The sequence below is a fragment of the Luteibacter sp. HA06 genome (genome assembly GCF_054061215.1).
In genome coordinates this window covers 1,747,152-1,763,024 of the sequence record NZ_JBSSDZ010000001.1, presented here as the reverse complement: position 1 = coordinate 1,763,024, position 15,873 = coordinate 1,747,152, and the positions used below count along the sequence as shown (strand labels likewise).

Here is a 15,873-nt window from a genome sequence, read left to right as displayed (position 1 = left end):
GAGCAACGTCATAGGGGTTGGCGCGTGAAAGGAAGCGGGGAGCACTGGAAGGCCTGGGGTCAGCATATTGCCGTGGTCGGCGCTTATGCCGCCTGTTATCGGCTTGCTTACCAGTTGAGCGTCTCCCATTGGGAACTGACGGTCGGCCTCCGGCTGTGCTGCCTTCTGATCGTGCCTGTGCGCTTGTGGCCCGCCCTGGCCCTCGGCGAATTCCTGCCTGTCCTCGAAAACGCCCTCCTGTACATGGACGATCTCGGTCCTGCCTGGGCAGTGGCTGCCTCCGTACCGCAAATCGTCGTGTGCATGGCCTGCATGCTTCCCTTGCGTCGACAATGGACATTGTGGAGGCCTAACGGCCAGGTACGGATGCAGTACCTGGTCTTTGCCGCACTCACGTGTGCGCTGATGAGCGCCCTGCGGGATACGACTGCTCTATGGATCGCCCTCGCCTCCTCTTCGCAGGATTGGGGTCCGAGTGTGTCCGTTGCCATCGGCTTCTCCGCCTACCTGTTGGGCGGCTATCTCGGCGCACTGACCCTTGCACCGGCCATGCTTGCCATCCGGGATCAGATCAAAAAGACCGATTCGTTGACAGTCGTATGGCGCAGCCCCCTGTTCAGGGATCTCTGCGTATGGGCTGTCCCGGTCCTCGTCCTTCTCGCGTGGCAGGCGACCATCCATGCCGGATATGTGCAACAGGTCGCCCGGCTGGCCATGGTCATCCCGGTGATCGGGATGGCGTATCGGCACGGCTGGCACGGGACGGCACTGGCCGGCATGGTCGCTAGTATCGCCATGGCCCTCACCAGCTCCGTCATGCGTGACCCCGTACTGATCGAATGCCAGGTGGCCCTGGCATTCGTCCTGTCTGCATGCCTCCTGGTGGGCGGCAGGACGAAGCCTGCCGCCCAACGGGTGCCCTCCGGAATGCTCTCGCACTAGGTTCCTGAAGGGCTGGAGCTATCAGGCACGGCCTTTGCTGCACTCGATCGGGTCGCGGCATTTGACCATCAGGGCCTGTCGGGAGACGGCAGCCGAGGCGGAATTTACGCCATGGGAACCGGTGGGTGCGTCGCTCGCGGTAGCGAAGCCACAGCCGAGCGAAAAGACCAAAGCAGACAGCAGCGCCGTGCGGATGAAGGTGGTCATCGTCAATCTCCATGGTGGGTTGGTTTGCCGGCACGCGTGAGTACGCGATGCCGGCTCCTCCATGGTGCCTCTATGGCGAGGCTGTCTGCCAATTGACGGGGGTGGCCTTTGTCGGGTGTCTCCGTGGCTGGGCTTCAGCCTCTCTTCTCGCCGCTGTGCCGATGTTCCGCTGAGATAGCCTCAGTTAGAGAACGTCGGAGGCGGGGCCCTACGCAAATCTAGGGGACGTCGACCGGAGGACTTGATACGGCGGTAATGGCTCGCCTGGCCTGCATCGCGGCCGCACTAGGGCCCTCGGGTATCGACACCATGACGGTGTTGCTGCGAATTTCCTGTCGGCGCGGCACGCGCAGGTTTGAAGGCAAATCGAGCCCGCGTCCGTCGACGGGTCCGAGACCGACGATCATACGAAAGGTCACTGCATAGGTTTTGCCTGGCACGAGCACATAGTCCGGCTCGATGTCGTACGTTGCAGACTCCGACCGGCCGGGGTCGAGGGTCATGAAGTTTTCGACGGGATGACCAATCAGGTGAACGGAATAGCCACGGTACTCCGCATGGACATGGTCGGACGTCGAAATGTCTTCAATATCGAACTGCATGACCGACGTGTGGACGTCATCGAGCAACTGCAGCGGCGTTATGAACCGTTCGAAGGCGACCGGCTTGTCACCGGTGTTGGCGAGGGTGAACACGAGCCTCGTCGGATTTCCCGAATCACTAGGCACCAGAGTCGCCTGCAGTCGGCCCTCAGCGTGGACGGACGTCATGCCCCCGAGAAAAAGGCCTGCCCAGGCCAGATGCTTCAACATCGTGTCATCTCCATGTCGGCGGCGAACTAGTGTGAAATCGCTACCGGCACGCTGGTCTCGAACGGCGTCCGTGTGTCGGCCGCGTCACCCTTCGTCGCCCATTCTCCGGTTACAACGATTTTTCCATCTGCAAAGCGGAAGTTTTCTGCGCCCTCATAAACAAAGACCGTGTGAGCCCCCCTCAGGTTCGACACTATCACTGGGTCATTCGACTCCATACGACCGCTAGCCTGGTTAAGCGCCGCTATGCTGATCAATGTCTGCGACAGTACCGGCACGGCATTCGTATCGGACTGGACGAGCGCATAGATAGAATCGCCGGCTGCTACGCAGTGCGACGCGCGATTCTGGTACCAGCCGGCGTGCAAAGGGATCGGCGTAATCCAGCGGATTTTGTGTGACGCGGATTTCTCCAGGTAAACATAGGCGCGTCCATGCGACATCTCGCCTTTTTTGGTTACCGCGCCGACAACACAACTCAGTCCGCTGCCGACATCCGTTGTTGCGTATTTCTCAAAGTTGGCAGGAATGTTTGCCGCCTTGCTGACCAGTGGCGTAGCCACGAGCAACGCAAACATGAGAAGGGGAGCAGAGCGTGTACCACGCGGGATGGCGCGCAGGCGTGGGTGTTGTTCAGTCATCGAAGCTCCTTAAGGTCTTGGGACTATCCGTCGTGTTGCGTCGCAAGCTAGCGGTTATAGCGGCACGCGAAGAGCTTTGAAAGATCAGACGATCTAGTACGGGAGCCCGTTCAAGGATGTTGCTCCGGTAAAGGACTCGGAAGCGGGGGCGCTACTCAAATCCGGGGGGACGTCGGCTGTCAAAAAGGGCCGGCCGCCAAAGATCATCCTAGATGACGCGGACGATTGCTCAAGCGGCTGATCCCAATACGACATTCAAAAGCGCGACCGTCAACCTCGCTTGGTCTTTTTTCTCCGTGCTTCCAGCTCGCTGCGCCAGTCGTCCAGGACCTTGATGTCGGCGGCGATTTCCTCGGGCGTCGGTATTTCGACTTCCGCTCTCCGGGCCACATTGTGGGCGTAGTTCGAACAGCGGCTCATGTTCTCGACGACTTTTTCGACATCGGGCTCGGTGATTTCAACGGCTTTCAGCCTGTTGGTCTCCACCGATTTACGGAATCTCTCCACCGTTCCGTTAAGCAACATCTCCTCGACGCAGCCCTCCCATGCTTCCCTAAGCTTCGTGTAGAGGTCCCGGGCGCGCCTATCGTAAGCGGCCTGCTCGCCCAAGCGATTCAGCTTGTCGCATGCGACCTGCTCGTTTTTTAACCAACCCACGCGAGCCTTCGTAGTGGACCCGTCGAAGGGGAGCTCATTGGTGGTGACCCCGAAGCCATCCTGCGTCTGGGACACCGTGCGCGGCGCAATCTCGACTTCCAGATTCTCGGCCTCGTCCATCAACGCGAACAGAAAAAACATGTCATGGGTGAACACGATAACTTGGCGGCCGGCGGCCTCCTTAGCCAGGCGTCGCGCAACACGCTGCCGATGGCGGTGGTCCATGGAGCAAACGGGATCGTCGAAGATCACCCCGCTGCCGTCACCGGAGAGCCGGCGCTCGGTGAGGAAGGAGGCGATCGCAACGGCGCGCTGCTCTCCTTCACTGAGCACATCGCTGGCCGGCATTTTCCCAGGCCGCTCAAGCACCAATTTGAACGACGCCCTCCCCCGCTCACCCTCCGCCTTCATCGCCACACGCAGGTTTGCGATGTTGAGCTGAGAAAGTTCCTCGTTTAACGCATCCATCAGGAGCTGAGTGGCCATGTCGTTGGTCAGCTCTGTGGACTTCCGCGTGATGCTGGTCGTAACGACATCGGGAAGGCAAGAACGTAGTTTTTCACGGTAGGCATGTTGTTCGATGGCCGTGACCGCCACCGCCTTCAAGTCGCCCAGAAGCCGCCGTGCCTCCAGCTCGTCGCGCTCGGCGATCAGTTTCTTCTTCTGCGCTTCATCGGCAGCCGCCTCCATGGCTGCCGCGCGGCTACTGAGGTCGCCCACGATCCAGTTGAGGTTGCCGCCCGGATCGGGCACCACTTCCGGAATCGCGTCCCAGGTGCCTTTCCCCGCAGCCTTTAGGATGGCGGCAAGCCGGTCCTTCAGTGACTGCTGAAACGTTTCGCACTGACCGGCAAGTTCGTCGGAAAATCCCTTAAGCTCCGCGAGGGCAGCAGGGGAAAGTCCGAGGTCCACATTGGCCTCGCGCACCTGCCTAAAGGCCACAGTGGCGGTTTCCCTGGCCGCATCGGCCGCCGTTTGAATCTTGCCGGTGACGAAGGTCTCGAACTCGATCAAGCGGGCCACAGCGGGCTCGTCCAACGCTTGCTGGCAGAGCGGGCAGGTATCGCCAATGTGCAGGTGGGGAAACGCCTTCACCGGCTCTGATGTAACGGCAAATGTTCGGGCTGCTTCGAACATTGTGCGCCAGGGTTCGCTACCGGTCTGGGGCAGTTGATCTGGCCTGTCGTGGAACACTTTAGCGGCGAGCTCGGCGGCCGCCTTGGCCTCGTTTGAGGCAGCGATTAGCCCCTTCAGATGAGTCACCTTTTGACCGCTGACCCTTTCAAGGGCGGCGGTGATCGCAGCACCGATTGCGCCGATACGAAGGGCTTGGTGACGAAGGGCGGTCGCTTGTGCAGCAGGATCGGGCGCGGCGATGGCGCGGATCACGGTCTCAAGCCGTTCGGCCTGTTCCTTGCTCAGGCCGGCCGCTGCGATGACCTGCGCTTCGGACGCTCCTACCGGCACGGCGGCGGCAACCTTTCCGGCCGCAGTCAATGTCCGACTAGCAAGGTCTTTCAGAGGAAGAATGTTGGGCGCCGAGTCATCGATGTCTCTCTGAAGACGGGCCCGCATCCGAACGCAGGCCGCACCGAGATCGGCCAGGATATCCAGGCCGGCGGGCGCGTAGGCAAAGCTCCCTTCGTTATCCAAAAATGCCCGGGCACAGGTGTGATCGAACACCGCAACTCGGTCCAAAATCGTCGCTGATGGCTGGTCATTCACCCAGGTCACCGGTGTGTCTACTCCGCCGATCGAACCGAGCAAATCCGCGCTCGGATTTCCTACCTGATCAGCTGGAAGATCGGTGTTGGGCAACACCTTTTCTCGCTTATCCCGGGCGAAGCACGCCTGCTTCAGAACCCGAGCGTATCCCGACTTGCCGGAACCATTCGCTCCATAGATGACAGTGAGTCCGACCGGCGAAAATGTCAGCGCCCCCTTCGTGGCGAGCGCATTGACATGACGCACCTCCGTCACCGCGAGGAGGGTAACCGGCTCCCCGAGATTCAGCCGGATGTTCGCCGGTTCGGCCACCAGGGGCCGGGGCTCCCGACCCTGAGGATCTTCGATGCCACGCGCCGCTTTGAGGATCGCATACAGGTCATCGTCGTCGGATCCGGCCAGGGAAACCTTCTCATCCAACCGACCAGCGGCCTCGCGCTGCCAGGCAGGCAGGCCCCTCGCCCATCGGCGAACTTCATCCAATATCGTCATCGCGGTTCCCTTGTTGGCGTCCTGCGCCGTGACCCTTCGCCTCGGCGAGCGGAGCGCAGGATACGCCCCCGTGTCGGGCAGCGTGCGTCCATAGGCCATAAGACCATGCGCGTTTTCGGATAAGCCTATGGACGGGGCCGCAGACCGGGCGGACGGTAAACCAGCCGCTCCTCGATGACCGGACCTGCCAACACGCGATGAGGGTCCCCTTCGGTGACGACCGGCTCAACCAAGCCCCGCTCTTCGACCGTCATCGCCGCCAATATTGGCGGAGTCAGATTGGCACCTTTATCCAGAAAGGTTCGATAGACATGTTCCGCCCGACGCCGGGCTCGGCTAGCTCGCTGCTTAAATGACCGCGATTCACCGCCAGCGCTATCCGCCGCCGATCATTGATCGGACTTCAAGAGGGCTTCGTGCTCGATATCGCCGTGGAGAACGGCGCGGCAACGCCGAACCTGTTCGGCCCGAACGGTGACCAGCTCGACGCCGAGGTACAAAGTGGCGACCTCCTCCCAGACGAGATTTGGGATTTCGTTGGTCTTGCTAACGCGCACGCCGCCGGCGAAAAGGCCAGTGATCGGGCCAAGGCGGTTAAGCCGTGATCGCCTCAGCCGAACTCAGCGTCGATCACCTGCCGCGCCAGAAGGTCGCCGGCGATCCGTGCCTCTTCGAGGGTCTCGTAGCTATGGTCGGAGTCCTTCCGGTTGCCCACGCCGACAACATGGACCTTGTCCAGCGTATAGCCCCCGCCATGCCAGTGGCGAACAACAACTGCGTACGCGTGCCCGTCGTGGGAAGCGTTCGACTCGTGATCGGTGAATACAGCCATGTGTGAAATCCTTTTTTGCATGTAACGCGCTGCGCGGGAGGGCTGATTTTCACTACGAGATCTCGTCGTGCACGGACTTCGCGGCCACGATTGCAGCAACTGCAGAAGTACAGCTTCCGAGCATCTCTCCCCAGTTCCGCTGCGCGAACGAGATGAAGGCTCCGATGAGGCACAACAGGCAATACACCGTGGTAAGCAAGATAGACGCGGTACGCCTCCCGCGCGGCGGGGCCACAAGCGATCCGCAAACAACGAAGGCGCCGCCCGCAGCGGCCATGGTGATGATGGTGATCCAAGGCGTATGTGTCGCCTCACCGCTCAACCAAGCACCGAAATTGAAGAACAGGTTTGCTACGAAATATACGAGAACGTTGCTGACAAGCGCCCCTGGCACGAGCAGAATCCAACGAAGTGCGTTGCCGGCCGGCCGTTCCCAGAAGCTCAGAACCGTGCTCATGACTTTGATACCCCCTGGAGGCAGCGCCATTCTGGCCAGCGTTTTGACTCAAGGTCAATTGGCTCGCCGCGAGTTGCAGAAAGGGAGCACCCTCAATGCGTGAACTTCCCATCCTGATGAATGACGCCACGGTGCGCGCGGTGCTCGAAGCCCGCAAGACGGTGACCCGCCGCCTGGTCACTCGGCTGGAAAGGTTTGGTCCGGTCACCGAATTTGGCAAGTCCGACGCGCCAGGCTGTGCGTGGAATTTCCGCGCTCGCCGTGGACTGTGGACTGTGGAACGACATCAGCGCACTGCGGCTTCCAAACCTTTGTCCGATCGCGAAGGTCGGTGACCGGATGTACTTGCGCAAGACGGCGCTACCGGACTTACCGAAGGAATCCTCACGCTACGAATGGACCTGGACTGAGGTGCCCGAGGAATACCGAAAGCCGGAACTTGTGATCTACCGCGCCAGCTGGGATAGGTTTGAGATTCAGTGGCAACCAAGCATCCACATGCCGAAGTGGGCAGCCCGCATCTGGCTCGAGGTAACCGCCGTCCGTTTCGAGCGGCTTCAGGACATCACGATGGAGCAAGCCGTCGCCGAAGGCGACGCACGACCGGGTGCGCAGCAACGGCAGCGCGGTCGATATGCGTGAGCAGTCCAGTAGCTTATGGAGCGCCTTAGCCAAGCCGGGCGCGCGATGGGCCGACAACCCGTAGGTCTGGGTCGTGGAGTTCTGGCGCATGGAGCACGTACCAGGGCAAGTAGCTTCCGATTATCGGGGATCGCCTATCTCCGCCTCGGCGGCGCGCTCGTGAGCCATGATCTCTTTGGCGAGGCGCCGGCAGGCCAGCCCATGGGACCTGGGCGCGGCCCCAAGGACAGCAAACAGTACACTCGCCCGCATGGCTATGCCGGTACACCAGATGCGGGTCCGGAGGAAAAGTGGTGCCGAAACTGCGCCAGCTATTCGGTCGTGTGCGGCGGAGCGAAGTCCTTTCCGAAGCGCCAGCTCACCAAGGCGAACTGGACCCGCGACAGGAGCAGCGACATCCTCGCGAACTCGCCGGCATGCCAGTTCTTCGACTCGCCCTCTTCCACACCGGAGTGACTATCGGTGCAGTCGAGGGGACGCCAGCGACTCCGGGGTGATAGCGTTCGTGCCAGCCAACGGAAATTCAAGGAGAAGAGACATGGCCGACGCCTTCCCGAGCCGCGTTGCGGCGAACATCCTGCCACTATCGAAGGCGCAGGCCCTGCCGGCGGCATTCTATGAGTGGGCGTGGACCGGCGTCACCGAAGACCATGAGCGGGCGACCGAGCGGTGCCATCTGTGCGAGCAAGAGTCGCTCCGCTACCACTTCGAGATTCGGAATGGTCTAACGGACCGGACGCTGCAGGTCGGGTCGAAGTGCATTCTGCGATGGCAGATGGGTGTGGTCGCCGGCGGCGTGCGCCTGGCGCCAGCTGCCGCAAAGGCAAGAATCAATGCCGCGGTGAAACGCATGCAGCGCGATGCGTGTGAGCGAGCTCTTCGCGAAATCCTGGCGAAGGAGCCTCATCCTGTCCTGCAGGGCGCGCTCGATGCCTACCTTGCCGACAAGCCACTTACACCGAAGCAGATCCAAATCGCGTTCTGGCGGCTCGACGAGGCGGCCATCGAATATCATCCATCTTTCTTCCGCGCTGACCTGAAAAAGGCGCGTCGCGTCGAGGACCTCCGGACGATGCCGGACTATCAGCGGACCCGCGTCTGGAAGGCGATGACATCCACCCAACGGAAAACGGCGATTGGGCATGACGTCGCTGTGCCGTCAGGCTGGAAAGAGTCTCATTAAGTAACACCGCGTCGTACTTGGCATCGTTTCCATAGGTGAGCAGAAAGATGGGTAGGACTTCGGCAAGACGTAAAAAAGCCCGCATTCATTTAGCGAGCTTTTCTAGGTTCACTGGCGGAGAGGGCGGGAGACAGTTGCCCGCTACTCTCACGAGCCTTGCAGGCCCAAATCGGTGGACTGATATGTGCGTCGCATGTTGAACGGTAGGTGCCAAGACGGCAAGCCCCCGTCCACATCCCCACAAGGAATCTAAACCGGCACCAGGGTCAACCGTTGGTCCGCAGAAGTATCGCCCGGACCCGGTCTATAAGCAGGAAGACTTGGGAGGACTTGGCCTGATATTCCTCCGTCACCGCCTCTTGGCTTTTGTTGGCTAAGAACTGCAAGGCAATGGAGACGTCCCTCAGTGCGACAGACAAGGGCTGCCCGGGGTCAAGACTGTTGGCTGACTCCCAGCGGTGAATAGCCTTCTCCGAAAGCCCGAAGAGCTCCTCCCGCTCACGGGTGTGGGCGTTGGCCAGATTCAGTACCGTCCGTTGGGCGTCAACCCGGTTGATGAAATCATTCATGTATTCCTGCCCTCTCCAGCAGGGTAACCATCCACAGTTCAATCCTTGCCAATGCAACCCGGGCAAGTTGCACTTCCTCAATTAGCAGCACCCTGCCGAAGCCACGCGTACAGAGCAGCCTTGCCCGCTCGAATACCCGAAATTCCTCCTCGGATATCCCAACGCTCATCGCGCCAATACGCAGCGGAGAGCGCCGTGAAAAATCAGGCACCTCCAAAAAACCCAGGCTGTAACAGGTCGCAAAGTTCCGCATGGCAAGAAACACCGTTGACAGCTCGAACACCACGCTGGGGGTCTGGCCGTTCAAGGCGGCACTAGCTCCCGAAAAAATGCTGTAAAAACGCAAGCAGTGTTTTGTGGCGCTGGCATATGCAGCTGGGGAGCCTTGCTCCCGGAGCCAGTCCTTACCGCCGTCCGCATGAATGAGCCGAGACTCGCGCCACAGGTGCCAGGCGAAGGGACTTCCTTCTTCCCAGAGTTTGCTTATCCGCTTGTAGGAATAAATTGAGTAAACCATGGGGTCAAAGCGGGCATCCATGCCGTCGACCAGGGCCAGCAGGTCCACGTCAGACGCCGGCTCGATTTCACCACGGCAAATAGAACCGAAGGCATACAGGTGCATCCCTCACCTCCTGCTCAGGCGTTTGATGAGAGTCGACGTGAACATGCCGAAGAACACGAGACGGACCAAGACGATGAGGGCCATCACCCATCCCGGGAAATTCATGGGGTTGGCAACCCCCAGGAACACCTGAGGAGAGTCTGCGAGTGCGTTGCCCACTGTTGCTCCGGCGAACACCTCCGCTGCTGCCACCAGAATCATCGCAACCGCGAGAGAGACTGAGAGCCGCAACACGCTCTCACCGTTACCCCAAATGATTTCGAATATCCGGAAGCGGAACCAACGGAAAAAATACTTGACCCGCACCCAGCCCTGGTATTTTTTCGAGTGATATGAAGACTTGGCTTTCCATGCCTTCTCAAGATGGACTCGCGTTGCATCCAGTTCGACACGGATAGCACGGTTGACGGCGTCCACGTCGCCCATCTGCTGAAAATTCAGCCTCAAGGACCGGGAAAACCGCATGGCCAGATTCTCGCGTGAAGGGCACCCCACACGAAGGATGTCACTGTCGATGTCCGTTCTTTCGAACGTGGCGTACTCGAAGTTGCAGCCCGAAAAGCTTGACCCAGACAAGTTGCTGCCAACGAATCGGCAACCGGTGAAATCGCACGAGTCAAACGTGCAGTTGCGGAGGTAGCATGTGTCGAACGTGCAATATTTGAAATCAACGCTCACAAAACGGCGCTTGACCGCCGTCAGCCGGATGAAGATGGTGTTCGCGTAAGTGTCCCCGGAGACGTCCCCCGTAAATTGCAGGTCTTTCTGTTCTGATTTCGGCCCTGCTTTTAGCAACGGCCTGATTTCCTCTTCCACACCCACTCCTTTGGCTTCCCGCCGGATGTTTTTATCGAGAGTTTCAGGGCGACCAAGGTGGGCGACCCAATGACACCGATTGTCGCATCTTGACGGGTAACAGGAGCGGTCTCGCGCGAGCCTCTCCACAGGCCGGCCTGAACCGGCAAAAGCTCCCCTTGCCGGTTCGGGTCGCCCCCCCCTGCTGCATCGGCAAGGTGCCCGCCACTACAATGTCGCATTGTCGAGGCCAACCATTCCGAACGAACAAGCCATCCTGGACGTTGCAGGGCTCACGGCGGACGGGGTCGCACTGAGCGAGGCGTTGTTGGGTGGCGACCTGACAGAAGCCCCCTTCCGCGCCCACCTGATTGCACGCCGCGCATCCGGTCCGCACCTGTGTGATGTGCAGGAGGCGGCTGTGGATGTCGTCCAGCTCCTCGGCGAGCCAGGCAAGCCGCCCAACGACGGGTATGCACTGGCCGCGCTGGAGCTTTCCGGTGCCCTGGACCAGGCGATGGCCGCAACCGCTATGCGGTCCCGGTGAGGGCTCAAGGCAAGGAGAACGTGGTATGCCAGAATGGCCGACCGGTTCCCTGATTTCGCGCAAATGACGTACGCCGACGACCTCAAAGCCTTGGTCATCTCCGCCCTTCTTCCGTCCCTGACCCTCGATGAGGTCATTGGGACCGAGGTAAGGTTTGGGGAGGGTCAGTTCAGGGCGGACTTGGTGATTGCGTCACCGACACGCCTCAGCGCGCTCGAAATAAAGGGCCCCCGCGACAATCTGGACAAACTGGCGGGCCAGGCGGAAGGCTACAACGCGATGTTTCTGGATTTTTCGGTGGTCGCGGATGCTGCTTGGCTGGATGCGCTTCGAACAAGGCTCCCCCGCTCAGCAGGATTGTTGACCCTCGAAGGGTCCAGTCTCATCCGCATCCGCCAGCCCCGGACGCGGACACGCCTTACCCCTGAAGCGGCATTGCGGTGGTTGAGAACCGAGGACCTGAAGGCTCTCTTGCGCGCTCAGGGGCGAGCGGGCGGAGGTCATTACGAGGGACTTGCCGACCTAGTCAGGAAAGCGGTCCCACAGATGGCTCTTTCAGACTTTGCCCTTGCTTCCGTCCACGACCGGCTCCAGCTCCGCTTTGAGGCGTTTCGGCAGGAGCTTGGAAATACGGTCACCCTGGACGACGTGAGAATGCTCACGCTCGGCGACCGGATTACAGACCCAGACGGGAAATCTGGCGCGCCAGATGAAAATTGACACGGTTGGCAATCCAAAACGACGGACTGCGGCCGGGAGGATTGCCCGCCGCCGCCGCGTCGATGTTGTCGTGCGCCCAGCAGGGCAATGACACATACCTGCCATCCATGCGCGCATCCTTGGCTGCCCGGATATAGCCGCCGTCTGAGCGTCGATATCGGTAGTAATAAAAGCTGTCATCCAGCATGACGTCCACCCGGGGAACCCAGTTCGTTACCGTTCCCTTGAAGTCCATCGGATGGATTGCCCCGTAGTCCCCGTAAGACAAGCTGGGAAATTGGCCCTTGCACCACTTGCCAAGGTCGACTTCCAGCAGGCGGAATTCGCCCGTGTCATCACCCCCGCCTGCCGAGACGACGCTATTCGGGAAGGAGCTGGACGCAACGGACAGGTGGCGAAGGCCGAGATTGCCCACGAGGTTCAGCATTTCTACCAGTCGCGCGGCAGCACCATTGATGGTGGCGCGAGTGATGAAACCGGCATCTAGGATGAGAACGACATCCTGAAAATCGGCCAAGCCCTTCAGGGCTGCCGTGAACACCTCGAAATCACGATAGGACGTGGGAATCCGAACGGCGACGCGCTGAAACTTTTCCCTAAGACGGCCGACCTGCGCCAGAAATGGCTGCAATTCGAAGGGCTCAAGAAGGTGGACGACAGGAACGCAGTGGTCCGGGAGATTGGCGTGTGCAAAATCAGTCCAAGTCCTGAAGTCGTTGCTGTCATCCAGCAACCGGTCGAATTCGGAGTTTTGCAAACTCTCGAGAGACGTGAGGTCGGCGACGAATGGAGTGTCTTCGAGGATTTCGCAGACCAGTTCCACACTCTTGCTGACAACTGCGCCCGTGTTTTTTGGGGTTCGCCGGGAGCGCGTCAACTCCACGACCGGGAAAAGCTTTTTCCGGGCATCACGGGGTAACTCACGAAGGCCACGAAGTTCTGCCGCACGTGAGCGAAGGATGGGAAGGTAGTCCGTCATTGGTTAACCAGGTATCCGAGATTTTGGACGCGGTACTTCATTGCCAGCGCAGAGACACCGAACTGGGCGGCGAGGGCAGACAGGGAAGTCTCGCCTGCTGCAATCTTCTGTTTGACATCGTCTGCCGGCATCAAAAGCTCGGCTGCAAACTGGTCTGCCTCGCGCTCCATCCGGCTCGGGTCGTTCGTGCGGCGGGGCAAAAGTCCTGTCCCGAAACTCTACCTGCCCATCCGAGTGCAGCAGGAAGTGGGCAATTTCGTGGGCAATGGTGAACCTTTTCCGGTTGACGTGATGGAAAGCATTGACGCCCACGACCCAACGTCCGCTGCGGATTTCTAGGAACCCGGACATGTCATCGTCCATGGGTTCTTCTACGACCTCAAGCCCGAGATATTCGGCAACGCCCCGCACATTGAGGGGCAGGCGCATAAGGCCCGCAGATTTGAGACGCGACACCAGTTCCGGCCCGGTCATCCTCGCGACAGCACCAGCGGCGGGTACCTGTACAGTTTTCTTTCGGACAATCGCCATCAGGTCGCCCCTGGGTCAGGAGGAAAACCAATGGTGCCTTCTTCATCTTCGCTGGTATCAACCGAAGATGGCTGTTTCGTTTTCAGCAGCTTCTTGATTTCGACCAAATCTTTTTCAACCGATTCCATCTGACCCGATAGGCCAATTTCCTGAACCGCGTAGGTCACGTCCTCCCGGAACTTGTTCGTTTCAAGGTAATGGAACATCGCCTTTTGCGCTGCTTCGTGCGCCATATCTTCAGCGGCTGCCTTCGAGAAGAACCGCAAGGTGAGGACGGAAAAACCTCCCATCAATGCGATGAGAATCCCCATGAAGGTAATGATGGTCTGGTAAAAGCTGCTGAGCGCGGACACGACGTCCCCGTCGCTCCAACGGTTCTCTTGCGGGGCCGACGATGCGGTGACCGGCATTCTCGTGGCAACCGCCGCCGTGACCGTCGACGCAGGCACTGGAGCCGCGTCCTTGGAATGAGCGGCGTGATGCGGCATATGCCGGACAGCGTCCTGCACGTCGAAGGCATGAACGCGCCAGGCCTGAAAAAACAGTCCCAAGATGGCAACTCCGGTGATGAAAGCATAGCCATAAGCCTTGCGTCGATATTTCTGGCCTGGCTTGTCCTTCATACCTGCTCCCCGTCTCGTCCCATGCGACATTGTGGGCGAGTTCTCACCCGGCTGCCAGCCCGCTTTCAGGAGTTCAGGAGGGTGACGCTCCGGGACGGAAGGTCCATCCACATCCAGTCTTCCCAGCAGCTGACGTCAGACACCGGCGCCAGTAACCGGACGACCTTGGCATGGCCGTGTTCGGCGGCCCGCCAAAGCGCCTCTGCATTCCGCTCATTGGGGTCACTGACTGGCAGGGAAAGTTGGACACACCGCCAGTGCCCCCGATGGGCGGCGTGACGCAGTGCGGTGGAGCGCGCACCAGCAGGTTCGACATGAGGGCGGCAACAGCGATGTGGTCACCGTGCCAGGCGGCGTCTTCGAGGGCGCGTTGAAGTTGATAGTTCATAGATGGGGCCTCCCTGCCCAGGGTTCTGGCTGACGAAAAAGCGTCAGTGCGACATTCTGTCTACCCTGGATTTTCGGGCCGTCAAGGGGGCGTTTTTTGGCAAGCGTGGAGGGGAAGCAGGCCGCCCTTACAAGGCTAAATTAGCTTTGTATTTGCCATAACACATCCATGGCATCGACATGGTCGGGGCCGGACTCAGCTTGCAGCTGAAAAGTGCCGTCGGGCTTGATGGTGAGCGTGTATCCCTCACTGTCCTTCGCGGATTCGACAGCAGTCGCCACCGACGGATTCCCTTCCCCTGACACGTGCATTCCCCTTGCCTGTCTGATGACCCGAGCATAGCGCTCTGCCATGTCGAGGGCGAGCCGTTGGGCGTTTAGAGGGTCGCGGGTCCGCAGGGAACGCTTGAGACACTTCGTCCCGAGCACAGCATGGACGCGGTGGGCACCCGTTGGCGGAAATGCCAGGTACCGGACGGCGAACAAACAAGATAATGCGGGAGTCTCATCGGGGCCTCGCGTGTCCCGATTTGTGCCCCGAGGCTTTTTCTCCGCTCACAAAAAAACCCGCTTTTGGCGGGCTTTTCTGCGAAATGGCGGAGAGGGTGGGATTCGAACCCACGGTTGGCTTTCACCAACGCCTGATTTCGAGTCAGGTACATTCGACCACTCTGCCACCTCTCCGGGAACGGTCGTCGGCAGGGCTTTCGCTCTGCCGGGCCCGCAATGATAGTGGGTCTTTTCTGCCGTGACAACCGACTTTTGATGGGGCATTCTCTGGTGAGATTTTGACCCGAAGGCACCCATGATCGAGTTCGGACACGGCACGCACACGGGCCTCCGCCGCACGCGTAACGAGGACACCTATTACGCCGACGCCGGGCTCGGGCTTTTCCTGGTCGTGGACGGCATGGGCGGCCACAAGCACGGCGAGGTGGCCTCGGCCACGGCGCGCGATGGCGTGGTGGCTCAGGTGACCGCCGGCCAGTCGCTGGTGGACGCGATCCAGCGGGTGAACGAGGCGCTGATCGCCCGCTCCAGCGGCCTTTCCGAGTCCCGCCCCATGGGCACCACCATCGCCGCCGTGCGCCTGGTCGGCCGCGCCTACGAGGCGGCCTGGGTCGGCGACAGCCGCATCTATATCTGGGACGGCGAGCTCAAGCGGCTCTCCCACGACCATTCGATCGTCGAGGCACTAGTCGAAGCCGGCGAACTGACCGAGGCACAGGCACGGACCCATCCGCAGCGCAGCGTGCTGACGCAGGCCCTGGGCATCACCTCGCCGGACCAGCTGCACATCGGCCTGGCCCGGGGCGAAATTCCTTCCGGCGCACGCCTCCTGCTGTGCACCGACGGCCTTACCGATGAAGTGGACGACGCGCGCATCGGCGCCATCGTCTCGCGGACGGATATCGCGGCCCAGGAAGGTGTCGACCACCTCATCCTCGCTGCTCTCTCGGGCAGCGCACGCGACAACATCACGGCGATCCTGCTGCGCGCTGCTGCCTGA

The 15,873-nt window shown here is 60.5% G+C and carries 23 protein-coding genes, 1 tRNA gene and 1 pseudogene; 9 read left to right on the top strand and 16 right to left on the bottom strand.

What is annotated here, in order from left to right; genetic code table 11:
- The first annotated feature begins 24 nt into the window (after window positions 1-24).
- On the top strand, window positions 25-942 hold the full coding sequence (locus tag ACVWWJ_RS08035) for an MASE1 domain-containing protein (protein ID WP_456967341.1): 918 nt from the start codon (window positions 25-27) through the stop codon (window positions 940-942).
- 21 nt (window positions 943-963) lie between these two features.
- Here the strand turns inward: ACVWWJ_RS08035 and ACVWWJ_RS08030 are convergent, their stop codons facing one another.
- The 4 genes from ACVWWJ_RS08030 to ACVWWJ_RS08015 form a co-directional block, all read right to left on the bottom strand.
- Entirely contained in the window at window positions 964-1,149 is a 186-nt protein-coding gene (locus tag ACVWWJ_RS08030; protein ID WP_159895749.1) for a hypothetical protein, read from the bottom strand.
- A 218-nt stretch (window positions 1,150-1,367) separates the two neighbouring features.
- Window positions 1,368-1,961 (bottom strand): hypothetical protein, encoded by a 594-nt coding sequence (locus ACVWWJ_RS08025; RefSeq protein WP_456967340.1) that lies wholly within the window; start codon window positions 1,959-1,961, stop codon window positions 1,368-1,370.
- Window positions 1,962-1,987: 26 nt separating this feature from the next.
- A complete protein-coding gene (locus tag ACVWWJ_RS08020) occupies window positions 1,988-2,602 on the bottom strand; it encodes a hypothetical protein (protein ID WP_456967339.1) in 615 nt (204 codons plus the stop codon).
- A 270-nt stretch (window positions 2,603-2,872) separates the two neighbouring features.
- Complete coding sequence (locus ACVWWJ_RS08015) at window positions 2,873-5,476, bottom strand: AAA family ATPase (RefSeq protein WP_456967338.1); 2,604 nt, start codon at window positions 5,474-5,476, stop codon at window positions 2,873-2,875.
- 416 nt (window positions 5,477-5,892) lie between these two features.
- Here ACVWWJ_RS08015 and ACVWWJ_RS08010 point away from each other — a divergent pair, with 416 nt between their 5' ends.
- Window positions 5,893-6,081: a hypothetical protein gene (locus ACVWWJ_RS08010; RefSeq protein ID WP_456967337.1), complete on the top strand. Its 189-nt coding sequence runs from the start codon at window positions 5,893-5,895 to the stop codon at window positions 6,079-6,081.
- A gap of 5 nt (window positions 6,082-6,086) precedes the next feature.
- On the opposite strand, the gene ACVWWJ_RS08005 is transcribed toward ACVWWJ_RS08010, so the two are convergent.
- A complete protein-coding gene (locus ACVWWJ_RS08005) occupies window positions 6,087-6,308 on the bottom strand; it encodes a hypothetical protein (protein ID WP_456967336.1) in 222 nt (73 codons plus the stop codon).
- Window positions 6,309-6,360: 52 nt separating this feature from the next.
- Entirely contained in the window at window positions 6,361-6,765 is a 405-nt protein-coding gene (locus ACVWWJ_RS08000; protein ID WP_456967335.1) for a hypothetical protein, read from the bottom strand.
- 95 nt (window positions 6,766-6,860) lie between these two features.
- Between ACVWWJ_RS08000 and ACVWWJ_RS07995 the strand changes: the two genes are divergently transcribed.
- The 4 genes from ACVWWJ_RS07995 (at window position 6,861) to ACVWWJ_RS07980 (ending at window position 8,590) form a co-directional block, all read left to right on the top strand.
- Window positions 6,861-7,100, top strand: coding sequence for a hypothetical protein (locus ACVWWJ_RS07995; RefSeq protein ID WP_456967334.1), 240 nt, complete (start codon window positions 6,861-6,863; stop codon window positions 7,098-7,100).
- 10 nt (window positions 7,101-7,110) lie between these two features.
- Complete coding sequence (locus tag ACVWWJ_RS07990; RefSeq protein ID WP_456967333.1) at window positions 7,111-7,407, top strand: hypothetical protein; 297 nt, start codon at window positions 7,111-7,113, stop codon at window positions 7,405-7,407.
- Between the two features lie 159 nt (window positions 7,408-7,566).
- Window positions 7,567-7,863: a hypothetical protein gene (locus ACVWWJ_RS07985; RefSeq protein ID WP_456967332.1), complete on the top strand. Its 297-nt coding sequence runs from the start codon at window positions 7,567-7,569 to the stop codon at window positions 7,861-7,863.
- Between the two features lie 82 nt (window positions 7,864-7,945).
- Window positions 7,946-8,590 carry a hypothetical protein gene (locus ACVWWJ_RS07980; protein WP_456967331.1) on the top strand — a complete coding sequence of 215 codons (645 nt, stop codon included), beginning with the start codon at window positions 7,946-7,948 and terminating at the stop codon, window positions 8,588-8,590.
- Window positions 8,591-8,856: 266 nt separating this feature from the next.
- On the opposite strand, the gene ACVWWJ_RS07975 is transcribed toward ACVWWJ_RS07980, so the two are convergent.
- Genes ACVWWJ_RS07975 through ACVWWJ_RS07965 form a run of 3 tightly spaced genes read right to left on the bottom strand, consistent with a single transcriptional unit; the run spans window position 8,857 to window position 10,597 of the window.
- On the bottom strand, window positions 8,857-9,159 hold the full coding sequence (locus ACVWWJ_RS07975) for a hypothetical protein (protein ID WP_456967329.1): 303 nt from the start codon (window positions 9,157-9,159) through the stop codon (window positions 8,857-8,859).
- Entirely contained in the window at window positions 9,152-9,781 is a 630-nt protein-coding gene (locus ACVWWJ_RS07970; protein WP_456967328.1) for a nucleotidyltransferase domain-containing protein, read from the bottom strand. Before ACVWWJ_RS07970 ends, ACVWWJ_RS07975 begins: the two co-directional genes overlap by 8 nt.
- 3 nt (window positions 9,782-9,784) lie before the next feature.
- Window positions 9,785-10,597: a pentapeptide repeat-containing protein gene (locus ACVWWJ_RS07965; RefSeq protein WP_456967327.1), complete on the bottom strand. Its 813-nt coding sequence runs from the start codon at window positions 10,595-10,597 to the stop codon at window positions 9,785-9,787.
- 220 nt (window positions 10,598-10,817) lie between these two features.
- Between ACVWWJ_RS07965 and ACVWWJ_RS07960 the strand changes: the two genes are divergently transcribed.
- Window positions 10,818-11,123 (top strand): hypothetical protein, encoded by a 306-nt coding sequence (locus ACVWWJ_RS07960; protein WP_456967326.1) that lies wholly within the window; start codon window positions 10,818-10,820, stop codon window positions 11,121-11,123.
- Window positions 11,124-11,186: 63 nt separating this feature from the next.
- Window positions 11,187-11,843, top strand: a complete 657-nt coding sequence (locus ACVWWJ_RS07955; RefSeq protein WP_456967325.1) for a hypothetical protein — start codon at window positions 11,187-11,189, stop codon at window positions 11,841-11,843.
- On the opposite strand, the gene ACVWWJ_RS07950 is transcribed toward ACVWWJ_RS07955, so the two are convergent.
- The 7 genes and pseudogenes from ACVWWJ_RS07950 to ACVWWJ_RS07920 all read right to left on the bottom strand — a co-directional run bounded on the left by ACVWWJ_RS07950 (window position 11,800) and on the right by ACVWWJ_RS07920 (window position 15,047).
- Entirely contained in the window at window positions 11,800-12,822 is a 1,023-nt protein-coding gene (locus ACVWWJ_RS07950) for a beta family protein (RefSeq protein ID WP_456967324.1), read from the bottom strand. The two genes, ACVWWJ_RS07955 and ACVWWJ_RS07950, sit on opposite strands and share 44 nt — an antisense overlap.
- Window positions 12,819-13,022, bottom strand: coding sequence for an ImmA/IrrE family metallo-endopeptidase (locus tag ACVWWJ_RS07945; protein WP_456967323.1), 204 nt, complete (start codon window positions 13,020-13,022; stop codon window positions 12,819-12,821). The genes ACVWWJ_RS07950 and ACVWWJ_RS07945 overlap by 4 nt, the downstream gene beginning before the upstream one ends.
- Before the next feature lie 55 nt (window positions 13,023-13,077).
- Window positions 13,078-13,173, bottom strand: a pseudogene (locus ACVWWJ_RS07940) (hypothetical protein); the annotation flags it as partial.
- A 179-nt stretch (window positions 13,174-13,352) separates the two neighbouring features.
- The gene (locus tag ACVWWJ_RS07935) at window positions 13,353-13,976 is read right to left on the bottom strand and encodes a hypothetical protein (protein ID WP_456967322.1); all 624 of its coding nucleotides are present in this window, start codon (window positions 13,974-13,976) and stop codon (window positions 13,353-13,355) included.
- Between the two features lie 65 nt (window positions 13,977-14,041).
- Complete coding sequence (locus ACVWWJ_RS07930; protein WP_456969680.1) at window positions 14,042-14,260, bottom strand: hypothetical protein; 219 nt, start codon at window positions 14,258-14,260, stop codon at window positions 14,042-14,044.
- Between the two features lie 244 nt (window positions 14,261-14,504).
- Window positions 14,505-14,792 carry a DUF6538 domain-containing protein gene (locus ACVWWJ_RS07925; protein ID WP_456967321.1) on the bottom strand — a complete coding sequence of 96 codons (288 nt, stop codon included), beginning with the start codon at window positions 14,790-14,792 and terminating at the stop codon, window positions 14,505-14,507.
- A gap of 165 nt (window positions 14,793-14,957) precedes the next feature.
- A tRNA-Ser gene (locus ACVWWJ_RS07920) sits at window positions 14,958-15,047 on the bottom strand.
- A gap of 121 nt (window positions 15,048-15,168) precedes the next feature.
- On the opposite strand from ACVWWJ_RS07920, the gene ACVWWJ_RS07915 reads away from it, so the two are divergent.
- On the top strand, window positions 15,169-15,873 hold the full coding sequence (locus ACVWWJ_RS07915) for a protein phosphatase 2C domain-containing protein (protein ID WP_159895729.1): 705 nt from the start codon (window positions 15,169-15,171) through the stop codon (window positions 15,871-15,873).

Bases quoted from the DNA above. Each gene is read 5' to 3' on its own strand.
- ACVWWJ_RS07980 (WP_456967331.1), top strand. From the start codon at position 7,946: ATGGCCGACGCCTTCCCGAGCCGCGTTGCGGCGAACATCCTGCCACTA.
- ACVWWJ_RS07975 (WP_456967329.1), bottom strand. From the start codon at position 9,159: ATGAATGATTTCATCAACCGGGTTGACGCCCAACGGACGGTACTGAAT.
- ACVWWJ_RS07970 (WP_456967328.1), bottom strand. From the start codon at position 9,781: ATGCACCTGTATGCCTTCGGTTCTATTTGCCGTGGTGAAATCGAGCCG.
- ACVWWJ_RS08015 (WP_456967338.1), bottom strand. From the start codon at position 5,476: ATGACGATATTGGATGAAGTTCGCCGATGGGCGAGGGGCCTGCCTGCC.
- ACVWWJ_RS07915 (WP_159895729.1), top strand. From the start codon at position 15,169: ATGATCGAGTTCGGACACGGCACGCACACGGGCCTCCGCCGCACGCGT.
- ACVWWJ_RS08020 (WP_456967339.1), bottom strand. From the start codon at position 2,602: ATGACTGAACAACACCCACGCCTGCGCGCCATCCCGCGTGGTACACGC.
- ACVWWJ_RS08005 (WP_456967336.1), bottom strand. From the start codon at position 6,308: ATGGCTGTATTCACCGATCACGAGTCGAACGCTTCCCACGACGGGCAC.
- ACVWWJ_RS08000 (WP_456967335.1), bottom strand. From the start codon at position 6,765: ATGAGCACGGTTCTGAGCTTCTGGGAACGGCCGGCCGGCAACGCACTT.
- ACVWWJ_RS08030 (WP_159895749.1), bottom strand. From the start codon at position 1,149: ATGACCACCTTCATCCGCACGGCGCTGCTGTCTGCTTTGGTCTTTTCG.
- ACVWWJ_RS07955 (WP_456967325.1), top strand. From the start codon at position 11,187: ATGACGTACGCCGACGACCTCAAAGCCTTGGTCATCTCCGCCCTTCTT.
- ACVWWJ_RS07935 (WP_456967322.1), bottom strand. From the start codon at position 13,976: ATGAAGGACAAGCCAGGCCAGAAATATCGACGCAAGGCTTATGGCTAT.
- ACVWWJ_RS07950 (WP_456967324.1), bottom strand. From the start codon at position 12,822: ATGACGGACTACCTTCCCATCCTTCGCTCACGTGCGGCAGAACTTCGT.
- ACVWWJ_RS07995 (WP_456967334.1), top strand. From the start codon at position 6,861: ATGCGTGAACTTCCCATCCTGATGAATGACGCCACGGTGCGCGCGGTG.
- ACVWWJ_RS08025 (WP_456967340.1), bottom strand. From the start codon at position 1,961: ATGTTGAAGCATCTGGCCTGGGCAGGCCTTTTTCTCGGGGGCATGACG.